The sequence below is a fragment of the Chryseobacterium sp. BIGb0232 genome (genome assembly GCF_024810195.1).
Lineage (GTDB): Bacteria > Bacteroidota > Bacteroidia > Flavobacteriales > Weeksellaceae > Chryseobacterium > Chryseobacterium pennae.
In genome coordinates, this window is the sequence record NZ_JANUEH010000015.1 from 16,538 (window position 1) to 35,468 (window position 18,931).

Consider the following 18,931-nt stretch of genomic DNA (forward strand, 5'->3'; position numbering starts at 1 on the left):
TAGATAGAATGGTTTGTCCTTTATTTTGAATCTACACCTTACATGATAGTCTGACCAATTCCAGATCTAGTTTAGATTAGGAGTAGAATGCCAGGTTCCCTGGATCCAAAAAGTCCCACCGGAGTTTCCAGCATTAATTGCTGTTAAACCGTTTACAGTTGTGAAAGTAAAATTAAAAGCCTGTGAGGAATTGATAGTAAGAGTAAAATTATTGTTGGTTATATTAGTAATAGTAGCTGTTCCCCCAGCAGACAGAACAGGATTTTGAATAATAGTAATAGGAGTACCCAGCTGATATATAATTGAAAAAGTGATGGCGGGAAGACCAGAAACAGACGCTCTTCCTATAAAATCCAGTCGGGCTTCTTTATTGCCTGTCCGAATATTTGACCAATTACTATTGCTGTCCGACCATCTGTATATTCCTGATGAATATAGAATGTTTAAAGCATTGGTGTTGGTAAGCGTTCCGTCACTGGTCGTTACAACTACTGAATTAGGAAATAATGTACTGTTGTTGGATGCTGCTCCGGTTAGGTTTCGGACTCTTGTGCTCCCATTGACATCCAGTGTTTTGGTAGGGGTATCTGTATTAATTCCTATCTGAGCAAGGAATAATCCTGAAATCATTAATCCTAATAAACTCAGGTTTTTTTTCATGTCTCTCATTGTATGTGTTTTATTGTTCAATAAATAAAATTGTATTATTGAAGGGATAACAAAATTTACAGATTCAGCTTTATTACAGATCTGTTTTTTATTTGCAAAGGTCCGTTTTTTTTTGTGTCATAGTTCTTAAAGGCGTACGACACTTATACAACATTTGTAAACTACAGGTACTACAAATGTTATTCAGAAAATTAAAATATTCTTTATAGTTCCTGAAAAAGAGGTTATCTTTTTGTTAACTCTGATTTTCTATCTACGTCCTACTAATGGTAGAGCCAATGATCAGATATGTAGAAATCATGATACGCTGTATATTTCTATCCCTGGGAGAAGTTAAGAAAAGAAACACTGGAAAAACATGAAGCTTATGCAGATATGATACCAGTAAGATGGATCAGGATAAGAATAGAAGTAAAAGATGAAACCGCAAAACTATGCTTAAACGGGGCTGTACAATCTATATTAATTGTTAATGATCTGAAGGGAAGTATTGGGCTTTGGATTGGGTCATTTTACTGATCTTAAAATAAGTAAGGAAGATTAATAGACTGAGATGATTGCAAAAAAAAAGGCCTAGATCTATTCATCTAAGCCTTATTTTATGTCTATTCGACTACCGGAATTTTAAAATATTATGCTTTCGTCAACTCCGTTTTAAAATTTTCTATAGTTGTTCTATACATTTTCTCATATATAGGAAGAATATTTTTCAAATCGAACTTTATTGCCTGATCTTTTGCGTTTTCCTTCATTTTGGTTAACAGATCTTCGTTACTCAACAACTTAATAGTGTAGTTGCTCATGGCTTCTACATTTCCGATCTCTGCCAGATATCCTGTTTCTCCTTGGATATTTACTTCAGGAATTCCTCCAGCGTTCGAGCTGATCACAGGAGTGTAGGCTGCCATAGCTTCCAAAGCTGCCAAACCGAAACTTTCCTGCTCAGACGGAAGTAAAAATACATCAGAAAGCTGTAAGATTTTATAAAGATCATTCACTTTCCCCAGAAGACGGATTTTTGAGATAAGATCAGGGTTTTCTTCAAGGAACTGGTTCACCTTTTCCATATCAGGACCCTCACCAATAATGATCAGTTTGGATTTAACCTTTTTTTCTACATTCTTAAAGATCTGGAGAACTTCATCCACACGTTTTACAGGACGAAGGTTCGATACGTGGATCAGGATTTTCTCATCAGGATTTGCAAACTGAGTTCTCTGACATTCTGTACAGTCATCGAATTCTGAATTATCAATAAAGTTGGTAATCACCTGGATTTCCTTTTTGATATTGAAAAACTGAAGCGTATCCTTTTTCAGACTTTCAGAAACAGAAGTAATAGCGTCTGATTTGTTGATAGAGAATTCTACTGCATGTTTATAGCTTGGATGCTGACCTACAAGAGTAATATCTGTACCATGTAATGTCGTCACCAAAGGAATATCATTATTGTCTTCCTGAAGCATCTGTTTAGCTGTAAATGCAGCATATGCATAAGGAATAGCATAATGAGCATGCAACAGATCCAGTTTATAGAGATTGACAACCCTATAGATCATAGAACTTAATGCAATATCATAAGGCTGATATTGAAAAAGCGGGTAGGTCTGAACATTTACCCTGTGAAAGAAAATATTCGGATTGGTAATATCTAATCTTGCAGGAAGAGCAGAGCTTATGAAGTGTACTTCATATCCTTTGTTGGCAAGGGACATTCCAAGTTCTGTTGCTACAATTCCGCTTCCACCATAAGTTGGATAGCAAAGTATGCCTATTTTCATTGGATTATAGTTATTTTGATTTTGTACTATTTATTGATGGAGGAGGAGGAAGAGGTAAGTCTATACCCATTCCTGCTTTCAGTTGATCATTGACCAATACAGGAAGTTTACCCCATATTCTTGTTTTTCCGTTTAAGGCATCAGCTGCTGCATTCATTGAATCATCATTGTTTTCATAAGCCACAAGAACTGTTGATACTTTTGAAATATCAATATCTTTTAAAGCATAAGCACTTCCGAATACCGTAAGAAGTACATTTTGATTTTTAGTAAGGTCAGCAAGTATCTTCTTTGATTCAGCAGAGATTGTATAAGGCTTGTAAGCCGTAGAATTATCCTTATGGAAACCTACTATTACAGTTGAGCCCGCAGGAATTGTGTTGATTTCAGATGCTTTTTTAATGATTACATTTGATCCCAGTTTATTGGCAAAAGTCTGATACGAACCTTCTTCTAATGGAACATAATATACTTTTGCGTTCCACCCGGAAATTGGAAGTAATCTTTGATTATTTTTAATCAAAGTCAGAGCATTAGAATAAAGATTCTGAACCAAAGTCTTATGAGAATCATTATTAAGATCAGCATTGATGTTTTCCGGATTTTTCGGAGTATACTGAGTTAATCCAAGGAAATATTTTGTTAATAATATTTTCTTTACACTTTCCTCTACTCTGGATTGTGGGATTTCTTTATTATCAATTGCCTTTTGAATCAGTTTTTTACCTTCAGAAACTCCCTGAGAGAAAAGCATAATATCATTTCCTGCTTTAAATGCCATGGCATCCAGTTCTCCCGGTTTGTATTTGTTGGCTACAGCCCCCATATTGAGAGCATCAGTGATGATTAATCCTTTATATCCGAGTTTATCTTTCAACAATCCTGTAATGATATTTTTTGAAACAGAAGCTGGAATTCCTTTTCCGGATTCTAGGCTAGGAACGTATAAGTGAGCCACCATTACGCCTCCGATTCCTTTATCCATCAAAGCTTTGAAAGGTGCCAGCTCTATAGAGTTTAATCTTTCCATATTGTGGGAAACCACCGGAAGATCAAGGTGAGAATCCGTATTGGTATCACCATGGCCAGGGAAATGCTTGATGGCTGCCAATATATTGTTATCCTGAAGTCCGTTAGAATAGGATAGGGCAGAACTGATTACATTATCCACTTCGGAACCGAAACTTCTGTTGCCGATAATAGGGTTATTTGGATTTGTGTTTACATCTACTACCGGAGCAAAATCCCAGTTGATACCCATTCTGTGACAGTCTTCTGCAATTTTAGCAGACATCTGATAAACCAGATTCTTATCCTGAATAGCTCCAAGGGTCATTGCCCATGGGAATTTATGTGCTGTTGCAATTCTCTGGAACAATCCCCATTCAGCATCCATTCCGATCATTAAGGGAACTTTGGATTTCTGCTGGAATTCATTCACAAGGTTGATTTCTCTTGCAGCATCATCCTGCATCAGGATCAAGCCGCCAATTTTATCATTAGCAACAATATTTCTTACCTGATTGATATAGTCTTCTCCTTTATTAGTATATAATGCAACAATAAAAAGCTGGCCCAGTTTTTCATCCTGAGAAAGATTTTTATATGTTTTTTCAACCCATTGCTGGGCCTTTTTAAGATCTTCCTTCGATGTATTTTTAGGCTGATATTGGGCATTAATCCTAGGACTAATGATTGCTGCAATAAAGAGTGAAGTATATAATAATTTCTTCATGACTTTTTGAATAAGAACAAAAATACAATTAAAAAAATTGAGAAAAACAAAGATTTTGAAATTTTTGGTATATGATTTGAATACGCAATATAAATAATAACTAAACATTTATAAAAATGAAAAAAATACTTCCAATTATATTATTAGCCGGTGTCGGATTTCTAGCATATAGTTGCGATAATAGTAACAACGATCCGGTAGTGGTGAACCCAGGAAAGGATAATGATACTTTTCCAATTATGATGGATGCGACTGGATCATTTACAGCTGCAAACAATTTTACATTAATATCTGATATCAACATTCAAGCTACTGATGTAGTTCTTGTATATAAAAAAGAAGGTAATCTGTGGCAACAAATTCCCAAAACCTATTTTCTTGATGATGTGAGTGGTTTGCCAACAAATAGAGAACTAGATTATAACTTTAAGTTTAATAGTAGTGTAGTAAATGTTGAGACAAAAGCAAATTTTAATCAGGGAACACAAATGACATCTGCTGAAACTGCTAAATACTTGACAAATCAAACATTTAGAATTGTACTAGTACCTGCTGATCCAGCTAAAAAAGCAGCAAAAGCAGCCAATAGCGTTGATTTAAGTGATTATAATGCGGTGATTAAGTATTATAACATTGATGAATCTAAAGTTAAAACTATCAGCGCACACTAATTAAGAAATATCTTTTCAGTTTTTTATAATTAAAAAAGCTTCGGGAGTTATCTTCCGGGGCTTTTGATTTTTATATAAATAAAAGAGGGCAGAATTGATCACAGTCTTGTATGGTGAATAATGGGGTGACAATGAGAAATAGGACAGTGTTTATAGAATGTCACAATAATTTATTCCCATTCTTTATAATGAGGCTTATCCTGATTATTTTTAGTCTGAATTTATTTTGAAATATTTTGCAGAATGATACTCTAATAAAAAAGCTCCAGAACTTGTTCTGAAGCTTTTATTTTATCTAGTTATCATTGTCATCGAGCAGATGTCCAAAGAAATCTTTTTTTGTCTGTAAATAGCCTTTACTAATCTCGTTGGCCGGAATTTGTAATGGAATCCTTGAATTGAGATGAACATTACTCTCTACCACATATTTTACCTTTTCAGGATTATTGGTCAAAAGGTTGATGTCTTTTACATCCAACAGATTAAGAATTTCAATGGCTACACCAAAGTTTCTGTCATCTGCAGGAAGCCCAAGTTCAAGATTGGCTTGTACTGTATCAAGACCTTTCTCCTGTAATGAATAAGCTTTTAATTTATTGATGATGCCAATATTACGACCTTCCTGACGAAGGTATATAATAATTCCCCCGTTTTCGTGGATATATTTCATTGCTGCATCCAATTGCTGGCCGCATTCGCATTTTTTTGAATGGAAGACTTCTCCGGTAATACATTCTGAATGGAAACGGACATTCACAGGTTTTGAGAAATCTGTATTGTCTGCGATGATGGCCATGTGAGGCATCCAGTCGTTTTCATTTTCGGAGAAAGCGATCATTCGGAAATTGCCGTGCTCTGTAGGAACATTGGCTTCCGCCTGAATTTTAATCATTGATAATTCAATTAGTTTTTAACTTCCTGGTAAAGCATCTTCAATCACAGAAATATTGGTTTTTAAACGGACCAAATATCTGTTGAGAACTTCATCATCATCTTTGTCAAGGCTTTGTCTTTGCTTTTGAATCTTCTTGTATGATTTTTCGAAGCTTTTTAGTGCCCTACTTTTACCTGATGAATTATTGGCATCAATAGCATATAGATAATTCTGAAGGCTGTATTTCAAACTTGCCACCTCATCATTCAGCCCATTGTTTTTAAACTTAGGGAAAGTTGAGATAATATTTGAAATCTCAGAAGCGTTTACGTTTTCCTTGATATTGATATTAAAACTCTTCTTAGAGCCTCTATCTGAATCAGAGCCTTTTGTATCGCTATAAAAGTTATTTGACAGCGGAGAAAGGTTAAGCTTTTCCGTTGCGCAGGAAGATGTTAATAGTATTAGTACTCCAAAAAAAACTAGTCTTTTCATTTTTGTTGCCCTTTTTGATAAAGGATTGGGTTAAGACTTTCATCGTTATACATTTTCATTTGTTTGTATACTTTCATCTTAACATTACCGTTTTCAATATCAGCAAGCAACTGGTCTATAGAAGTTGACAGATCTTCCTTCTGAGTAAGCAGAACATTCAGTTTAGCCTGGCAATTGTTCCTGTGTTCTTCAGAGGCAGATTCTCTATTGGCTTCTAATGACATATGATAGACCTTTAGTGCAAGGATAGATAATCTGTCTACTGCCCAAGCGGGAGTTTCCGTATTTATCTTTGCTTCAGGTTTAGGAGTTATATTTTCAAACTTATTAAGGAACCAGCTGTCTATATATTCTACCAGATCAGTTCTTTTCTGATTGGAGGCGTCTATTGTTCTCTTCAGTTGAAGAGCTTCAGCTGGATCAATATTTTCATCTCTAATTATATCTTCCAGATGCCATTGAACGGTATCAATCCAGTTCTTTGCATACAAAATCCGTTCCAAACTATCTTTTTCGAACGGGTTATTAATTAGAGCGTTAACGTCATCAGACACGTGATAGTCTTCAATAGATTGATTGAAGACTTTCCATGCAGTCTCAGTAAATTTCATTAATTCTAAGGAATTTTAGTTACTTGAAGAATTATTATCTGTAGAAGAAGATTTTTTTTCAGAACCTGGTTTGTCTTCTTCTTTCACCGCATCTTTAAATTCCTTGATTCCTGAACCTACTCCTCTCATAAGTTCCGGAATTTTCTTTCCTCCAAAAAGCAATACTAAAAGTATAGCTACGATAAGGATGTGTTGCCAAGATAAGGCAAGTATTGTGAGTGTATTCATCTCTTAAAATTTTTGCAAAGTTACACTTTTTTTAATATGAAATCCAACCTAGTGGGTCAACCGGTGTACTTCCGTTCCATACTTGGAAATCAAGGGTATAAGCACCGTCAAAATCCTGAGCTACAGTTCCTACCGGGGTTCCGGCGGAGACCTGTTGTCCTTTGGAAACATTTACATTTCCTAAGTTGGAATAAATAGTAAAGTAGCTTCCATGTTTAATGATTACAGTTTTTGTACCATCATTGTTAGCAAGTACTGAAGATACAGATCCCGGATATACAGATTTGGCACGGGTGCCCGCTGGTACAGAAAGTTTGATACCATTGTTTTCTTCTGTAATATTTTTGAATACAGGGTGTGGCTGTCTTCCGAAACGGTGGGTAATTCGTCCGGCTTTGTCTGTAGGATATCCTAATTTTCCTCTGCTTTCTGCAAAGCTACTTCCTGTGGAGGTAGTAACTCCATAGCTTGTCATAGCCTTAGATTCTGCTGCTTTTTTGTCTTCTTCTTTTCTCTTGGCTAAGGCCAATTCTGCGGCTCTGGCTGCTGCGAGTTTATCTGCGGCTTCTTTAGATTTGGCAGCTGCTTCATCAGACGCTTTTTTAGCAGCTATTTTTCTTGCTTCATCTTTTGCGCTGGCTTCAGCTCTTGCAGCTTCTTCATTACGTTTTCTTTCTTCTTCAGCTCTTCTTGCGGCTAATTCTGCCGCTTTTTTAGCTTCAGCTTCAGCAATTCTTCTTTCTCTCTCCAAAGCTTCAGCTCTTGCTTTAGCCTCAGCTTCAATTCTTGCTTTTTCTCTTTCTGCAGCAAGTTTTGCTAAACGTATTTTTTCTGCTTCCGCTTTTCTTCTGGCTTCTTCTTCCGCTTTTGCAATTCTGATCTCTTCTGCAATAATTGCTCTGATCTGTCCTTCAAGAGCTTTGGACTGAACTTGTTTTTGCTTTAGTTCACCAGTAAGTTTTACTTCGTTCTTTTTAAAGTCAGTTACCAGTTGCTCTTTTTGAGCTCTTTCCGCATTAATCGTTGCTAAATCCTTCTGTTGATTTACCAGAAGGTTTTGTTTCTCTTTTACAGAGTTTTGTCTTTGCGTAATGGTTTTTTTGATCTGATTGGCTGCATCGCTGATTTCAGCCGCTTTTTTATCCTGGTAATCAGAATATTGCTTTAGGTATTGTACTCTTCGAATACCTTCACCCAGATTCTTAGACGAAAGAATGAAGGTTACTTTATTCTGTACCCCTTTGTTTTTATAAGCATTTACCAAGACTTCAGCATAATTCTTTCTCAGAACGGCCAATTCCTTATTCTGACGATTGATCTCAAGCTGCTTTAAATAGATGTCATCTTCAATAAATCTCTTTTCTTTCTGAGTGTTATTGTAGACCTTTTCTCTTAATACTAACTTTTGATTAACATTGGTAAGGTAGGCTATGGAAAGTTTAGATTCGCTTCTTGTTTTAGCTAAATCCGTATTTATTTGTGCAATTTGTTTTTTAAGTTCGGCATTCTGCTTCTGCAGCTGTTCTTTCTTCTGCTGTCCCTGGTGCAGTCCAAACATAAGAACACCTATTAAAAAGCTAAATTTTTTAATCATTTAATCTCAATTTTCTTATAACTGGATGGTACAGAATATGGTGTTTCCATCCTCGAAAAGTCAAATTTCGTATTTTCCAGTAAAATTTGACTAGATTTTGAACCTTTTATAATTATTTTAACATTTTGCGGAAGGCGTATTCCGTTGTATTCATTCCAGTCACTGTATGATATTTCCAGTTCGTCCGGTGATAAAACATCTTTTAAATTGACACTTAATAAATCGTAATTGGTGTCATATTGCAAAGCAATTTTATACTCTCTGCTTTTTTCATCGGTTACGATTTTCTGGTTTACATTGGAGACCATTTTATAACCTTGTGCATTTTGGGCTAAAGTAAATTGAGAATCGCTGATCTTTACAAAAGTTCTTCCCAAAAGGATTTTTTCCAAAGCTTTATAATCAATGAAGTTAACATTCAGCAGGTTATTAAGATAGTCGAAATCGGAATCAATGTAGGTTTTACTGGTTTTATCCTGGCCCTTTATTCCATCCGGGGTTGCAATACCTCTGGCGACATTAAATAAAAGAGCTCTCAGATTCATCCAGACCTTTTTATCATTTTCTATATAAATAGTAGCATCTAATGTAGGAATAAAACTTCCGGTTTCTACCCGCACTTTACTGTCTATTTTGATTTGCTCGAATTTTGGTGGGATCAATACATGTTCATAAAAGGTAAGTTTATCTCTTACCGGTTGATTTACATCTTTTGGGTTTCTGTTATCTTCTGTTGTTTGGATACTGTCCCTGCTATTGCCTGTAGTGTTTTTTACGGCATTACGGGTTTTACAGGAAGATAAGGCAAGAAGTAATAAAAGAAACGGGATCCAATTTTTCATGTATTTATCTTTTTTAATTAAAAAAATACGGTGCAATATTAACGCCAAACCACACAAAACAGTTTGTGTGGTTTGGTTTATCTTATTTTAAATTAAATAATTACTAATCTTAATTATTTAGACAGGAAATCTAAAACAGAGTAATCTCCGAGTGAAATTTCTCTTGCCACTCCGAAATACTGAGCAGAATTCCCAATCATAGAATTGGAAAGGTTCCCGTGGTTGATTTTTGTGTTTTCCTGGATAAGAGAGTTCTCAATATTAGAGTTAACAATAGCTGTATTGTTTCCTAATGAAACTCCAGGTCCAACTTTAGAATTAGAAATTTTCACATTCTCTCCAATAAAGCATGGTGGAATAATCAATGAGTTTTCAATTACAGCAGATGCCGGATAATGAGACATTTCTTCTTTTTCGTATTCAAGAATTTTACTGTTGGTTTCTACGGTTGCATTTTTATTACCACAGTCCATCCAGTCATTCACTTTACCTAAAGTAAACTTAGCTCCTTTCGCTCTTAGGTTTTCCAATGCCATCGTCAACTGATATTCTCCGCCATTTTTAATGTCATTGTCCATGATGTAGTTGATCTCATCCATTAATTTTTCGGCACTGTTGAAATAATAGATTCCAATAATGGCAAGATCTGAAACAAATGTCTGAGGTTTTTCAACGAAATCAGTAATGAATCCATAGTTATCCAGCTTTACCACTCCGAATGCAGATGGATCCTCTACGCTTTTTACCCAGATTACCCCATCAGAGTTTTTATCCAATTGGAAATCTGCACGGAAAAGAGTATCAGCGAAAGCAATTACAACGTCTCCTGTCATTGACTGTTCAGCACATTTGATAGCATGGGCAGTTCCAAGAGGATCATTTTGATAATATAAACTTCCTTTTGCTCCCAGTTTTTCAGCAATCTGAATAAGTGATCTTTCGATCTCAGGACCAAAGTCTCCGATGATAAAAGCTACTTCTTCAATTTTTTCTCCTGCAACTTTAGCAATATCTTCTACCAATCTCTGTACGATAGGTTTTCCTGCAATAGGAATAAGCGGTTTTGGTACTGTCAGTGTATGTGGACGTAATCTGGAACCACGTCCAGCCATAGGAACAATAATTTTCATAGATGATATAACGATGTTTTTGTTTAAATGTAGGTATTTTTAGCTAAATATAGTAATTAAAACATTTTAGAAATATAATACTCATCATGTTTAGCCACTTTGTTTGTTTTTTAAGCTTAATAGTCATCAAAAGAGAGACCAAAGTTTAATTCTTCCTGATTCTTGATATAATCATATTTTTCTCAGAATAGATCAAAATGCCAAGGAAGGTTAAGAATAATAAATTACTTGTTAAAATATTATAGTTAAGATATTTTACAATGATAAAACTGAAAACGCCAAGCAATAGTAAGAAAAAAGATATTTTCTTCATTCTATAGGGGATCGGGTAATATTTCTGTCCCAGCAGATATGATATGATCATCATAATGGTGTATGCTCCGAATGTTGCCCATGCAGAACCCATCATACTGTGATAATAGGATAGTGCTAAATAATTTAAAGCGATATTGATCCCTGCTCCAATCCATGAAATTGCAGTTCCAACACTTGTCCTGTCTGTTACTTTGTACCATGTGGAAAAGTTATAGTATATTCCGAAACAAAGGTTGGCGATAACAATAATCGGGATAATGTCTATAGCAATCCAATACGATTGATTGGGTATGAAAACACTTTTTAGCCAGGAAATATTAGCAATGATTCCCAGGGCTACAGCACATGCAAAGAAAGCAAAGTATTCTGCTACTTTAGCATAGGTCTTTTTGGCATCACCTTTATCCATTTGCTTAAAAAAGAAGGGTTCAATACCCATTCGGTAAGCGGTAACAAATAATGTCATCAGGACAGCCAGTTTATAACATCCTCCATAAGCACCGGCTTGCTCATCTGAAATATGACTTCTTTGAATGGACTTGTCAAAGTTTTCATTTACCATGAAAGCAAGACCCGCAAGCATTAATGGAAATGAATACTTAATCATACGTTTAAATAGGGAAGCTACAAATTGGAATCTTACTTTCAATATAATGGGAAGTAGTAATAGAACTCCTAAGGCACTTCCTGCGAGATTACTGAAGAAAGGATAATCTACATTTTGATTTAAACCAAAGCTTTTCGAAACACTTTCCGGAATCCAGAAAAATAAAGCGGCTGTAAAAACTGCCTGAAATATAGACTGGAAAACTCTTACTGCTGAATATTTGATGGGCTTATTATGAAAACGGAGCCATGCAAACGGAATCACCAATAAATTATCGAAAAATGCAATTAATGCAAACCATTTAATATATTCAGGATTGTTGTGATACCCCAAATAATCGGCAATAGGCTGATTGAATAAGTAGCATAATGCAAGGAAAAGGGTAGAGGTAGAAAATAAAAACCAGAATGAAGTATTGAAGGTTTTTTTCTCGTTATCATCTTCCGCAGAGAATCGGAAATAGGCAGTTTCAAAACCGAATGAAAGGATAATGTTGACAAATGAAATCCATGCATAAAGCTGTGTGAAAATCGCAAAACCTTCATTGGGAATTTTATAGATCAAAAGTGGATTAAGAATAAATAAAATAATTCTTGGCGCAATGGCTCCCACTCCATAAATAATTGTTTGCCCTAATAATTTCTTATACAATTCGAAAAATTTTATGCAAATGTAAATATTTAGAAATTGATTTATTACGAGTGATCTTAAAATTCATTCATAAACCTTAATTTTGCTTTTTAGAGAAGTTGGAAGTAAGATGTTATCAGTTCATAATTATACTGAGTAATTGGTTCTAATTGATAATTCAAGCTTTTTCTATCTTTAAATTTCTAATCTAATTTCTAAAAGTAAAATGAAGACCTTAATCAAAAATGTAAATATCGTTAATGAAGGAAAAATCTTTGAAAGCGATATCTTAATAGAAAATGATTTAATTTCTAAAATAGCTTCCGGTATTTCTGAAGATGCCGATCTGATGATTGACGGTACCGGAAAATACCTTCTTCCGGGAGTCATTGATGATCAGGTTCATTTTCGTGACCCGGGTCTTACCCATAAAGGAGATATTGAAACAGAATCAAAATCAGCGATTGCCGGTGGAGTGACCAGTTTTATTGATCAGCCTAATACTGTTCCTAATGCTGTTACTCAGGAATTATTAGCGGATAAATATGAAATTGCTTCTCAGAAAGCTTATGCCAACTATGGTTTCATGATGGGAGGAACGAATGATAATCTTGAAGAAGTTTTAAAAACAAATCCCAGAAATGTTCCGGGAATTAAACTGTTCTTAGGGTCATCTACAGGAAATATGTTGGTTGATAATCCGGAGACTCTGGAAAACATCTTCAGCAATACAAAAATGCTGATTGCAGTTCATTGCGAAGATGAAGCCACTATCAGAGCCAACACCCAAAAGTATATGGATGAATATGGTGAAGATATCCCTGTAAAGTTTCATCATCTGATCAGAAGTGAAGAAGCATGTTATAAATCTTCATCCAAAGCTATTGAACTGGCAAAGAAAACCGGAGCAAGACTACATGTTTTTCACCTTTCAACAGCTAAAGAAATGGAATTATTCAGAAATGATATTCCATTAAAAGATAAAAAGATTACGGCTGAGGTATGTGTTCACCATCTTACTTTTACAAATGAAGATTATAATACAAAAGGAGGTCTTATTAAATGGAATCCGGCTGTAAAAACACAAAAAGATAAAGATGCCCTTTGGGAAGCATTATTGGATGACAGAATTGATGTGATTGCAACGGATCATGCCCCTCATACTGCTGAGGAAAAGAATAATGTATATACAAAATGTCCTTCCGGAGCACCATTAGTTCAACATTCATTGGTTGTCATGCTGGAAAACTATAAAAATGGTAAAATCTCCCTTGAGAAAATTGTAGAAAAAATGAGCCATAATCCGGCCATTCTTTTCAAAGTGGAAAAGAGAGGTTTTGTGAAAGAAGATTATAAAGCGGATCTTGTTTTGGTTGACTTAAATGCAGACTGGACAGTTTCTAAAGAGAATTTATTATACAAATGCGGTTGGAGCCCACTTGAAGGAATGAATTTTCATTCTAAAGTTACCCATACTTTTGTCAATGGACAGTTGGTTTATGATAATGGAAAAATTGCTGAGGAGAAATTTGGGGAGAGACTACTTTTCGAGGTGAAAGAATAATAAAAGTTATTATAACAATTCAATAGAAGCGGGCTAAAGCCCGCTTTTTTTATATAAAATTCCATTGGCTTTAGCCAAAACCCGTCAACAGGCTGATTGAAAAGGGTTATATAATCTGCGAGAGCTTATTTAAATATTAAATTTTGAAGAAATAGTTTCTCACGATCTATTTTTTAGCCTTATTGCCCATATAAAAAGTAAGTTTCCCACCATTCATAATTTCCGAATGTTTTAATGTAAAATTCTTAATTTCTCTTCCATTTAAGAGAATTTTCTGAACATATACATTTTGTGTGCTTTGGTTGATGGCTTCAATTTCAAAGGTTTTTCCATTTTCTAAATTTAAAATAGCTCTGTCAACTGCCGGACTTCCGATGGAATAGTTTTCTGAACCGGGTGAGACAGGGTAAAAGCCTAATGAACTTAAAATATACCACGCACTCATTTGTCCGGTATCATCATTTCCCCCTAAACCATCAGGAGTAGCTTTATATTGCATTTCAAGAATATGGCGGATCTGTGACTGTGTTTTCCAGGGTTGACCTGCCCAGTTATAAAGATAAGCAACATGATGAGCAGGTTCATTACCATGAACATATCCGCCAATAATACCTTCTCTGGTAATATCTTCTGTATCTGCAAAGAATTCATCCGGTAAGTGCATACTGAAGAGCTCATCAAGCTTTGAAGCAAACTTCTTTTTTCCGCCCATCATTGTGATCAGTTCATCAGGATTTTGCGGAACAAAGAAGCTGTAGTTCCATGAGTTTCCTTCAATGAATCCCTGTCCGTGGGTACTTAAAACATCAAAATCTTTTTTGAAACTTCCGTCAGCCAGACGTGGGCGCATAAAGCCAGTGGTTTTATCGAAATTATTCTTCCAGTTTTCAGAGCGTTTAATGAATTGATTATAAATTTCTGTTTCTCCCAGATGTTTTGCCAATTGAGCAATCGCCCAGTCGTCATAAGCATATTCAAGTGTGTTTGAAACGGAAGTTCCGTTTTTCTCCGCTGGAATGTACCCTAAGTCAATATACTGTCCAATACCTTCATAGTCTCTTTTGTTGGCAGTTTCTACACATGCTTTCAGGGCTTCTTTAGCATCACCATCATAGTTTCCTTTAATAATAGCATCGGCAACTACACTTACGCTATGATAGCCACTCATACACCAGTTATCATTGGCATAATGAGACCAGATAGGTAACATCTTCATAGAAAACTGATTATAATGAGCCATCATAGATCTCACCATATCGTTATTCCGTTTGGGCTGGATAATATTAAAAAATGGATGGAGTGCCCGATAGGTATCCCAAAGAGAAAAGGTAGTATAATTAGTAAAATTTTCTGCTTTGTGAATATTCTGGTCCAATCCTTTATACTCTCCATTTACATCCATATAGGTTGTGGGATTGATGAATGTGTGATACATTGCTGTATAGAAATTGGTCTTTTGAATGTCAGAACCTTTAATAATAATTTTATTCAATTCTTTATTCCAATCTTCCTGTGCTTTTGCCTTAATCTGATCAAACGTTAAATTTCCAGCTTCTTTTTCAAGATTTTCCTGAGCGTTAGCCTGGCTTACAGGAGAAATTGCAAGCTTAATCTCAATAGATTCGTTCTCATTCGTATCAAAGTCAAAGTACATTTTCAGATTCTTACCGGCGATTTCTGGAAAATTTTTTGTCTGATCAAACTTTCTCCAAAATCCTTTGTAGACCTGTTTTTCATCATAATTTTTCTGACCGTATGATTTGAAAGGTTTTGAGAACTTCATTGCAAAATAAACCGTTCTGGTTCTTGCCCAGCCGTTGGTCTGACGATACCCTGTAATGGTATTGCCATTCTCTACACGGGCGTAGGTCCATACATTTTTTCCATCATAATTGTAGATGCCGGCCATCAGATCCAGAATAATATGGGATTGTTCAGATTTAGGAAAAGTATACCGATGAACTCCAACTCTTGGAGTGGCTGTTAATTCAGCAAGAATGTTATGATCGTCAAGCTTTACCTGATAATATCCGGCTTCCGCTCTCTCGTTTTGATGTGAAAATCTGCTTCTGTATCCGTTTTCAGGGTGAGATGCTGTTCCGGGATTAAGCTGAAGTTTTCCTACAGTAGGCATCACCAGCAAATCCCCCAGGTCAGAATGCCCTGTACCACTGAAATGAGTAGAACTGAAACCTGTAATGGTTTTATCCTCATAACGGTAACCTGCGCAATATTTATACACCTCACCATTGTATTTCCCGTTAAGTTCATAAGAAATACTATCTGTTTCCGGGCTTAATTGTATGGCTCCAAAAGGAACAGTAGCTCCAGGATACGTATGTCCCATTTTTTCGGTTCCGATAAGTGGATTTACATATTGGTATAATCTTTCAAATTTTTGAGCTTTAAAATGTATGCTTAAAAATAATAGAAACAGAAAAAAAGTGGGTTTGTGATTTTTCATTAATAACAAATTTTCAAAGGTTAAAATTAATTAAAATCATCATTTGCGGCTTTACTTTATAAGAATGCGTTTAATATTTATTTTTTTTCGGAAAAACGGAAACCTATTCCGTGCAGGTTTTCAATTAAAATATCCTGTTCTCCAGCCAATACTTTTCGCAATCGGGAAATAAATACATCAAGACTTCTTCCCATAAAATAATCATCATCTCCCCAAATAGCCTTCAGGATATCCTGTCTTTTGACAACAAGATTTTTATGGCGGATAAAATATAAAAGCAGGTCAGACTCTCTTTGGGTGAGAGTGATATTGTTTTCTATACCTTGCAGGGTGTAGTTTTTAGGATCAAAATCATAGTTTCCGACTTTGTATTTTAGAGGAGAGGTATTTGTTTTCTTTGTACGCTTCAGGAAAACTTCAATTTTCAGCATCAGTTCTTCAATACTGAATGGCTTTACAAGATAATCATCAGCTCCTATTTTTAGCCCTTTGATTCTGTCTTCCTTTAAAGCTTTTGCCGAAATAAAAATAATCGGAATATCAGAGTTTTTACTGCGAATCTGCTTTGCTACCTCAAATCCGTTCATACCGGGCATCATAATATCCAGCAGACAAATATCATAATCCTTACTGTTAAATGCTTCTAATGCAGATTCACCATCCGAATAGCAGCTGATGTCATAATAGCTTTCCAGGCTGTCTTCAACCAGGAATGCTATTGTTTTGTCGTCTTCTGCATATAAAATTTTAGATTTCTCCATACTTACACATGATTAAATTGAAAACGGGGAAAATAGAGTAGTGGTAATTCCTTTGTACTCATTATTCTCTACAGAAATTTTCCAGAGATGCTGCTGCACTACTTTCTTTACATAAAATAATCCAAGCCCAAAACCATTCACTTCCTCACTTCTTTTGGTAGGTACCCTATAAAATTTTTCAAAAATATGAGGAATATTTTTAGCAGGGATACCCAACCCGTTGTCTTTAAATTTTAAATATAAACCTTTTGAATCTTTATAGCTTGAAATTTTAATAACGGGTTTTGTTTCACAATACTTGATGGAGTTGTCTAAAATATTATAAATGATATTGGTAAAATGAAATTCATCAGCCATTATTGAAGTTGTGTTTTCAATATCTATCTCAATGCTGAGGTCTGTATTTTTGTGCTGTATGGTGTCTGCAATTTCCTGAATAAAAGGAAGGAGCAGGATTTTTTGAGGTTTTAATAATAATCCGGAAGCATCGTTCTTTGCAATATTCAATATTTTTTCAATATGATTATTAAGCTTGTGGCTTTGATTGATAATAATGGATGTGTAAGTCTGCAGTTTGGAGTTTTCCTGTACAAGATCCTGCTTGTTGAGTGCTTCTGAAGCTAAAAGTATTGAAGACAGAGGCGTTTTAAACTCATGCGTCATATTATTGATGAAATCTCTTTGAAGTTCTGAAAATTTCTTTTGCTGAATAATGGTATAGATAGAATACACATACACCAAAAGAATAATAATAAGGGCAAACGTGAGAAGATACCAGAATCTTAATGAACTGATAAGATAAGTTGTTTTATCAGGAAACCGGATGGAAAAGTAATAGGTAAGGTTTTTGTGTTTGGGGAAATTAATCACCTTGTTACTTGGACTTTCCTGATGGGTGGTCATAAACTTTCCGTACACCATTTTATCACTATGGCAGTTATATAATGCATATGCGTAATCCGTATTGATCTGGAAACGGGTAAATTCTGTTTTCAGATAATATTCAAGAACTATGGGATGAAATTCATTGTTAATATTGACTACGTAATAGTCATTGGCGATATTCTGTACAGGGTTTTCAGTATAGGAAGTTTTGCCTTCGGATAATTTCTCTGCAACTTCCATTAAGGCAATATTTACTTTTTGATTAAACTTTTTATCCTCAAGATTATAAGCCTGGCGGGTCCACATTAGTTGAGCTATTAAAATTCCGATAATAGCTATGAACCCCAGCGTTATGATGATATTGAGTTTTTTTATTTTCATTTCCTGAAACAATATTATCCAAAAATATCTATTTATCATTTATCATTAACAACTTGTTAACAAATGTTTGACAGCAGTTAACAAGTTATAATCATAGTCTGTTTTACATTTGTTACATAGAAAAAAGATAACCCATTCCTAAATAATAAAATTTATACTCATGAAAAAATTAAAAATTACCGCTCTTTTGGCTGTTTTAGCATTCTCACCTTTTTATGCTAACGTACTTACTGCAGATGCTCCATCCATTGTAAAAATGGTTGCAGATGCTATTAAATGGAAATCAGAATCTATAGATGTAGGAAATATTCCTCAGGGAAAACCAAAATTGATCAGATTTGAATTTACCAATACAAGTTCAAAACCAATCATTATACAAAATGTGGCCCCTTCATGCGGATGTACTACAGCTGATTATACAAAAACTCCTATCCAGCCAGGGAAAAAAGGCTTTGTAGAAGCTAGCTATAATGCGGCTGCAGCTGGTCCATTTATGAAAACTGTAAATGTTACTACAAGTGAGAGTAAGACTCCTAAAACACTTTCATTCAAAGGTGTAGTTGCTTCTTAATAGCTTGTTTGGAAAAATAAAAAATAGCCTGGTAGTTTTATCAGGCTATTTTCTTTTGGAGTATTTGATGTATTTTTTTATTGATATAAAGAATAATTATTTGTAGCATCATTTATCAATCTA

At 35.0% G+C, this 18,931-nt stretch carries 17 protein-coding genes; 3 read left to right on the plus strand and 14 right to left on the minus strand.

The window, feature by feature from the left end; genetic code table 11:
- Window positions 1–66 precede the first annotated feature (66 nt).
- The 3 genes from M2372_RS23400 to M2372_RS23410 form a co-directional block, all read right to left on the minus strand.
- Window positions 67–669 (minus strand): hypothetical protein, encoded by a 603-nt coding sequence (locus M2372_RS23400; protein WP_123321519.1) that lies wholly within the window; start codon window positions 667–669, stop codon window positions 67–69.
- Window positions 670–1,301: 632 nt separating this feature from the next.
- Window positions 1,302–2,450 (minus strand): N-acetyl-alpha-D-glucosaminyl L-malate synthase BshA, encoded by a 1,149-nt coding sequence (gene bshA / locus M2372_RS23405; protein WP_115972760.1) that lies wholly within the window; start codon window positions 2,448–2,450, stop codon window positions 1,302–1,304.
- 10 nt (window positions 2,451–2,460) lie between these two features.
- Window positions 2,461–4,185, minus strand: coding sequence for a glycoside hydrolase family 3 protein (locus M2372_RS23410; protein ID WP_123321520.1), 1,725 nt, complete (start codon window positions 4,183–4,185; stop codon window positions 2,461–2,463).
- Window positions 4,186–4,301: 116 nt separating this feature from the next.
- On the opposite strand from M2372_RS23410, the gene M2372_RS23415 reads away from it, so the two are divergent.
- Window positions 4,302–4,856 (plus strand): hypothetical protein, encoded by a 555-nt coding sequence (locus M2372_RS23415; protein WP_115972759.1) that lies wholly within the window; start codon window positions 4,302–4,304, stop codon window positions 4,854–4,856.
- Window positions 4,857–5,151: 295 nt separating this feature from the next.
- On the opposite strand, the gene ribA is transcribed toward M2372_RS23415, so the two are convergent.
- From ribA to M2372_RS23455, 8 genes are all read right to left on the minus strand, one after another.
- Window positions 5,152–5,748, minus strand: coding sequence for a GTP cyclohydrolase II (ribA, locus tag M2372_RS23420; protein ID WP_115972758.1), 597 nt, complete (start codon window positions 5,746–5,748; stop codon window positions 5,152–5,154).
- A gap of 18 nt (window positions 5,749–5,766) precedes the next feature.
- The gene (locus M2372_RS23425; protein ID WP_123321521.1) at window positions 5,767–6,225 is read right to left on the minus strand and encodes a hypothetical protein; all 459 of its coding nucleotides are present in this window, start codon (window positions 6,223–6,225) and stop codon (window positions 5,767–5,769) included.
- Window positions 6,222–6,836, minus strand: coding sequence for a DUF4254 domain-containing protein (locus M2372_RS23430; protein ID WP_123321522.1), 615 nt, complete (start codon window positions 6,834–6,836; stop codon window positions 6,222–6,224). Before M2372_RS23430 ends, M2372_RS23425 begins: the two co-directional genes overlap by 4 nt.
- A gap of 15 nt (window positions 6,837–6,851) precedes the next feature.
- Complete coding sequence (locus M2372_RS23435) at window positions 6,852–7,064, minus strand: twin-arginine translocase TatA/TatE family subunit (RefSeq protein ID WP_115972755.1); 213 nt, start codon at window positions 7,062–7,064, stop codon at window positions 6,852–6,854.
- A gap of 31 nt (window positions 7,065–7,095) precedes the next feature.
- Window positions 7,096–8,658, minus strand: a complete 1,563-nt coding sequence (locus M2372_RS23440) for a murein hydrolase activator EnvC (RefSeq protein WP_123321523.1) — start codon at window positions 8,656–8,658, stop codon at window positions 7,096–7,098.
- On the minus strand, window positions 8,655–9,500 hold the full coding sequence (locus tag M2372_RS23445; protein WP_115972753.1) for a DUF4292 domain-containing protein: 846 nt from the start codon (window positions 9,498–9,500) through the stop codon (window positions 8,655–8,657). The genes M2372_RS23440 and M2372_RS23445 overlap by 4 nt, the downstream gene beginning before the upstream one ends.
- A gap of 113 nt (window positions 9,501–9,613) precedes the next feature.
- Complete coding sequence (locus tag M2372_RS23450; RefSeq protein ID WP_123321524.1) at window positions 9,614–10,630, minus strand: sugar phosphate nucleotidyltransferase; 1,017 nt, start codon at window positions 10,628–10,630, stop codon at window positions 9,614–9,616.
- Window positions 10,631–10,775: 145 nt separating this feature from the next.
- Window positions 10,776–12,203, minus strand: a complete 1,428-nt coding sequence (locus M2372_RS23455; protein ID WP_123321525.1) for an oligosaccharide flippase family protein — start codon at window positions 12,201–12,203, stop codon at window positions 10,776–10,778.
- A gap of 205 nt (window positions 12,204–12,408) precedes the next feature.
- Between M2372_RS23455 and M2372_RS23460 the strand changes: the two genes are divergently transcribed.
- Window positions 12,409–13,746: a dihydroorotase gene (locus M2372_RS23460; RefSeq protein ID WP_115972750.1), complete on the plus strand. Its 1,338-nt coding sequence runs from the start codon at window positions 12,409–12,411 to the stop codon at window positions 13,744–13,746.
- A gap of 166 nt (window positions 13,747–13,912) precedes the next feature.
- Here M2372_RS23460 and M2372_RS23465 read toward each other — a convergent pair whose 3' ends face one another.
- The 3 genes from M2372_RS23465 to M2372_RS23475 all read right to left on the minus strand — a co-directional run bounded on the left by M2372_RS23465 (window position 13,913) and on the right by M2372_RS23475 (window position 18,237).
- A complete protein-coding gene (locus M2372_RS23465) occupies window positions 13,913–16,210 on the minus strand; it encodes a GH92 family glycosyl hydrolase (RefSeq protein ID WP_123321526.1) in 2,298 nt (765 codons plus the stop codon).
- Between the two features lie 77 nt (window positions 16,211–16,287).
- The gene (locus M2372_RS23470) at window positions 16,288–16,971 is read right to left on the minus strand and encodes a response regulator transcription factor (RefSeq protein ID WP_115972748.1); all 684 of its coding nucleotides are present in this window, start codon (window positions 16,969–16,971) and stop codon (window positions 16,288–16,290) included.
- Between the two features lie 12 nt (window positions 16,972–16,983).
- Window positions 16,984–18,237 carry a sensor histidine kinase KdpD gene (locus M2372_RS23475; RefSeq protein WP_123321527.1) on the minus strand — a complete coding sequence of 418 codons (1,254 nt, stop codon included), beginning with the start codon at window positions 18,235–18,237 and terminating at the stop codon, window positions 16,984–16,986.
- Between the two features lie 160 nt (window positions 18,238–18,397).
- On the opposite strand from M2372_RS23475, the gene M2372_RS23480 reads away from it, so the two are divergent.
- The gene (locus tag M2372_RS23480) at window positions 18,398–18,808 is read left to right on the plus strand and encodes a DUF1573 domain-containing protein (RefSeq protein WP_115972746.1); all 411 of its coding nucleotides are present in this window, start codon (window positions 18,398–18,400) and stop codon (window positions 18,806–18,808) included.
- Window positions 18,809–18,931: the final 123 nt, after the last annotated feature.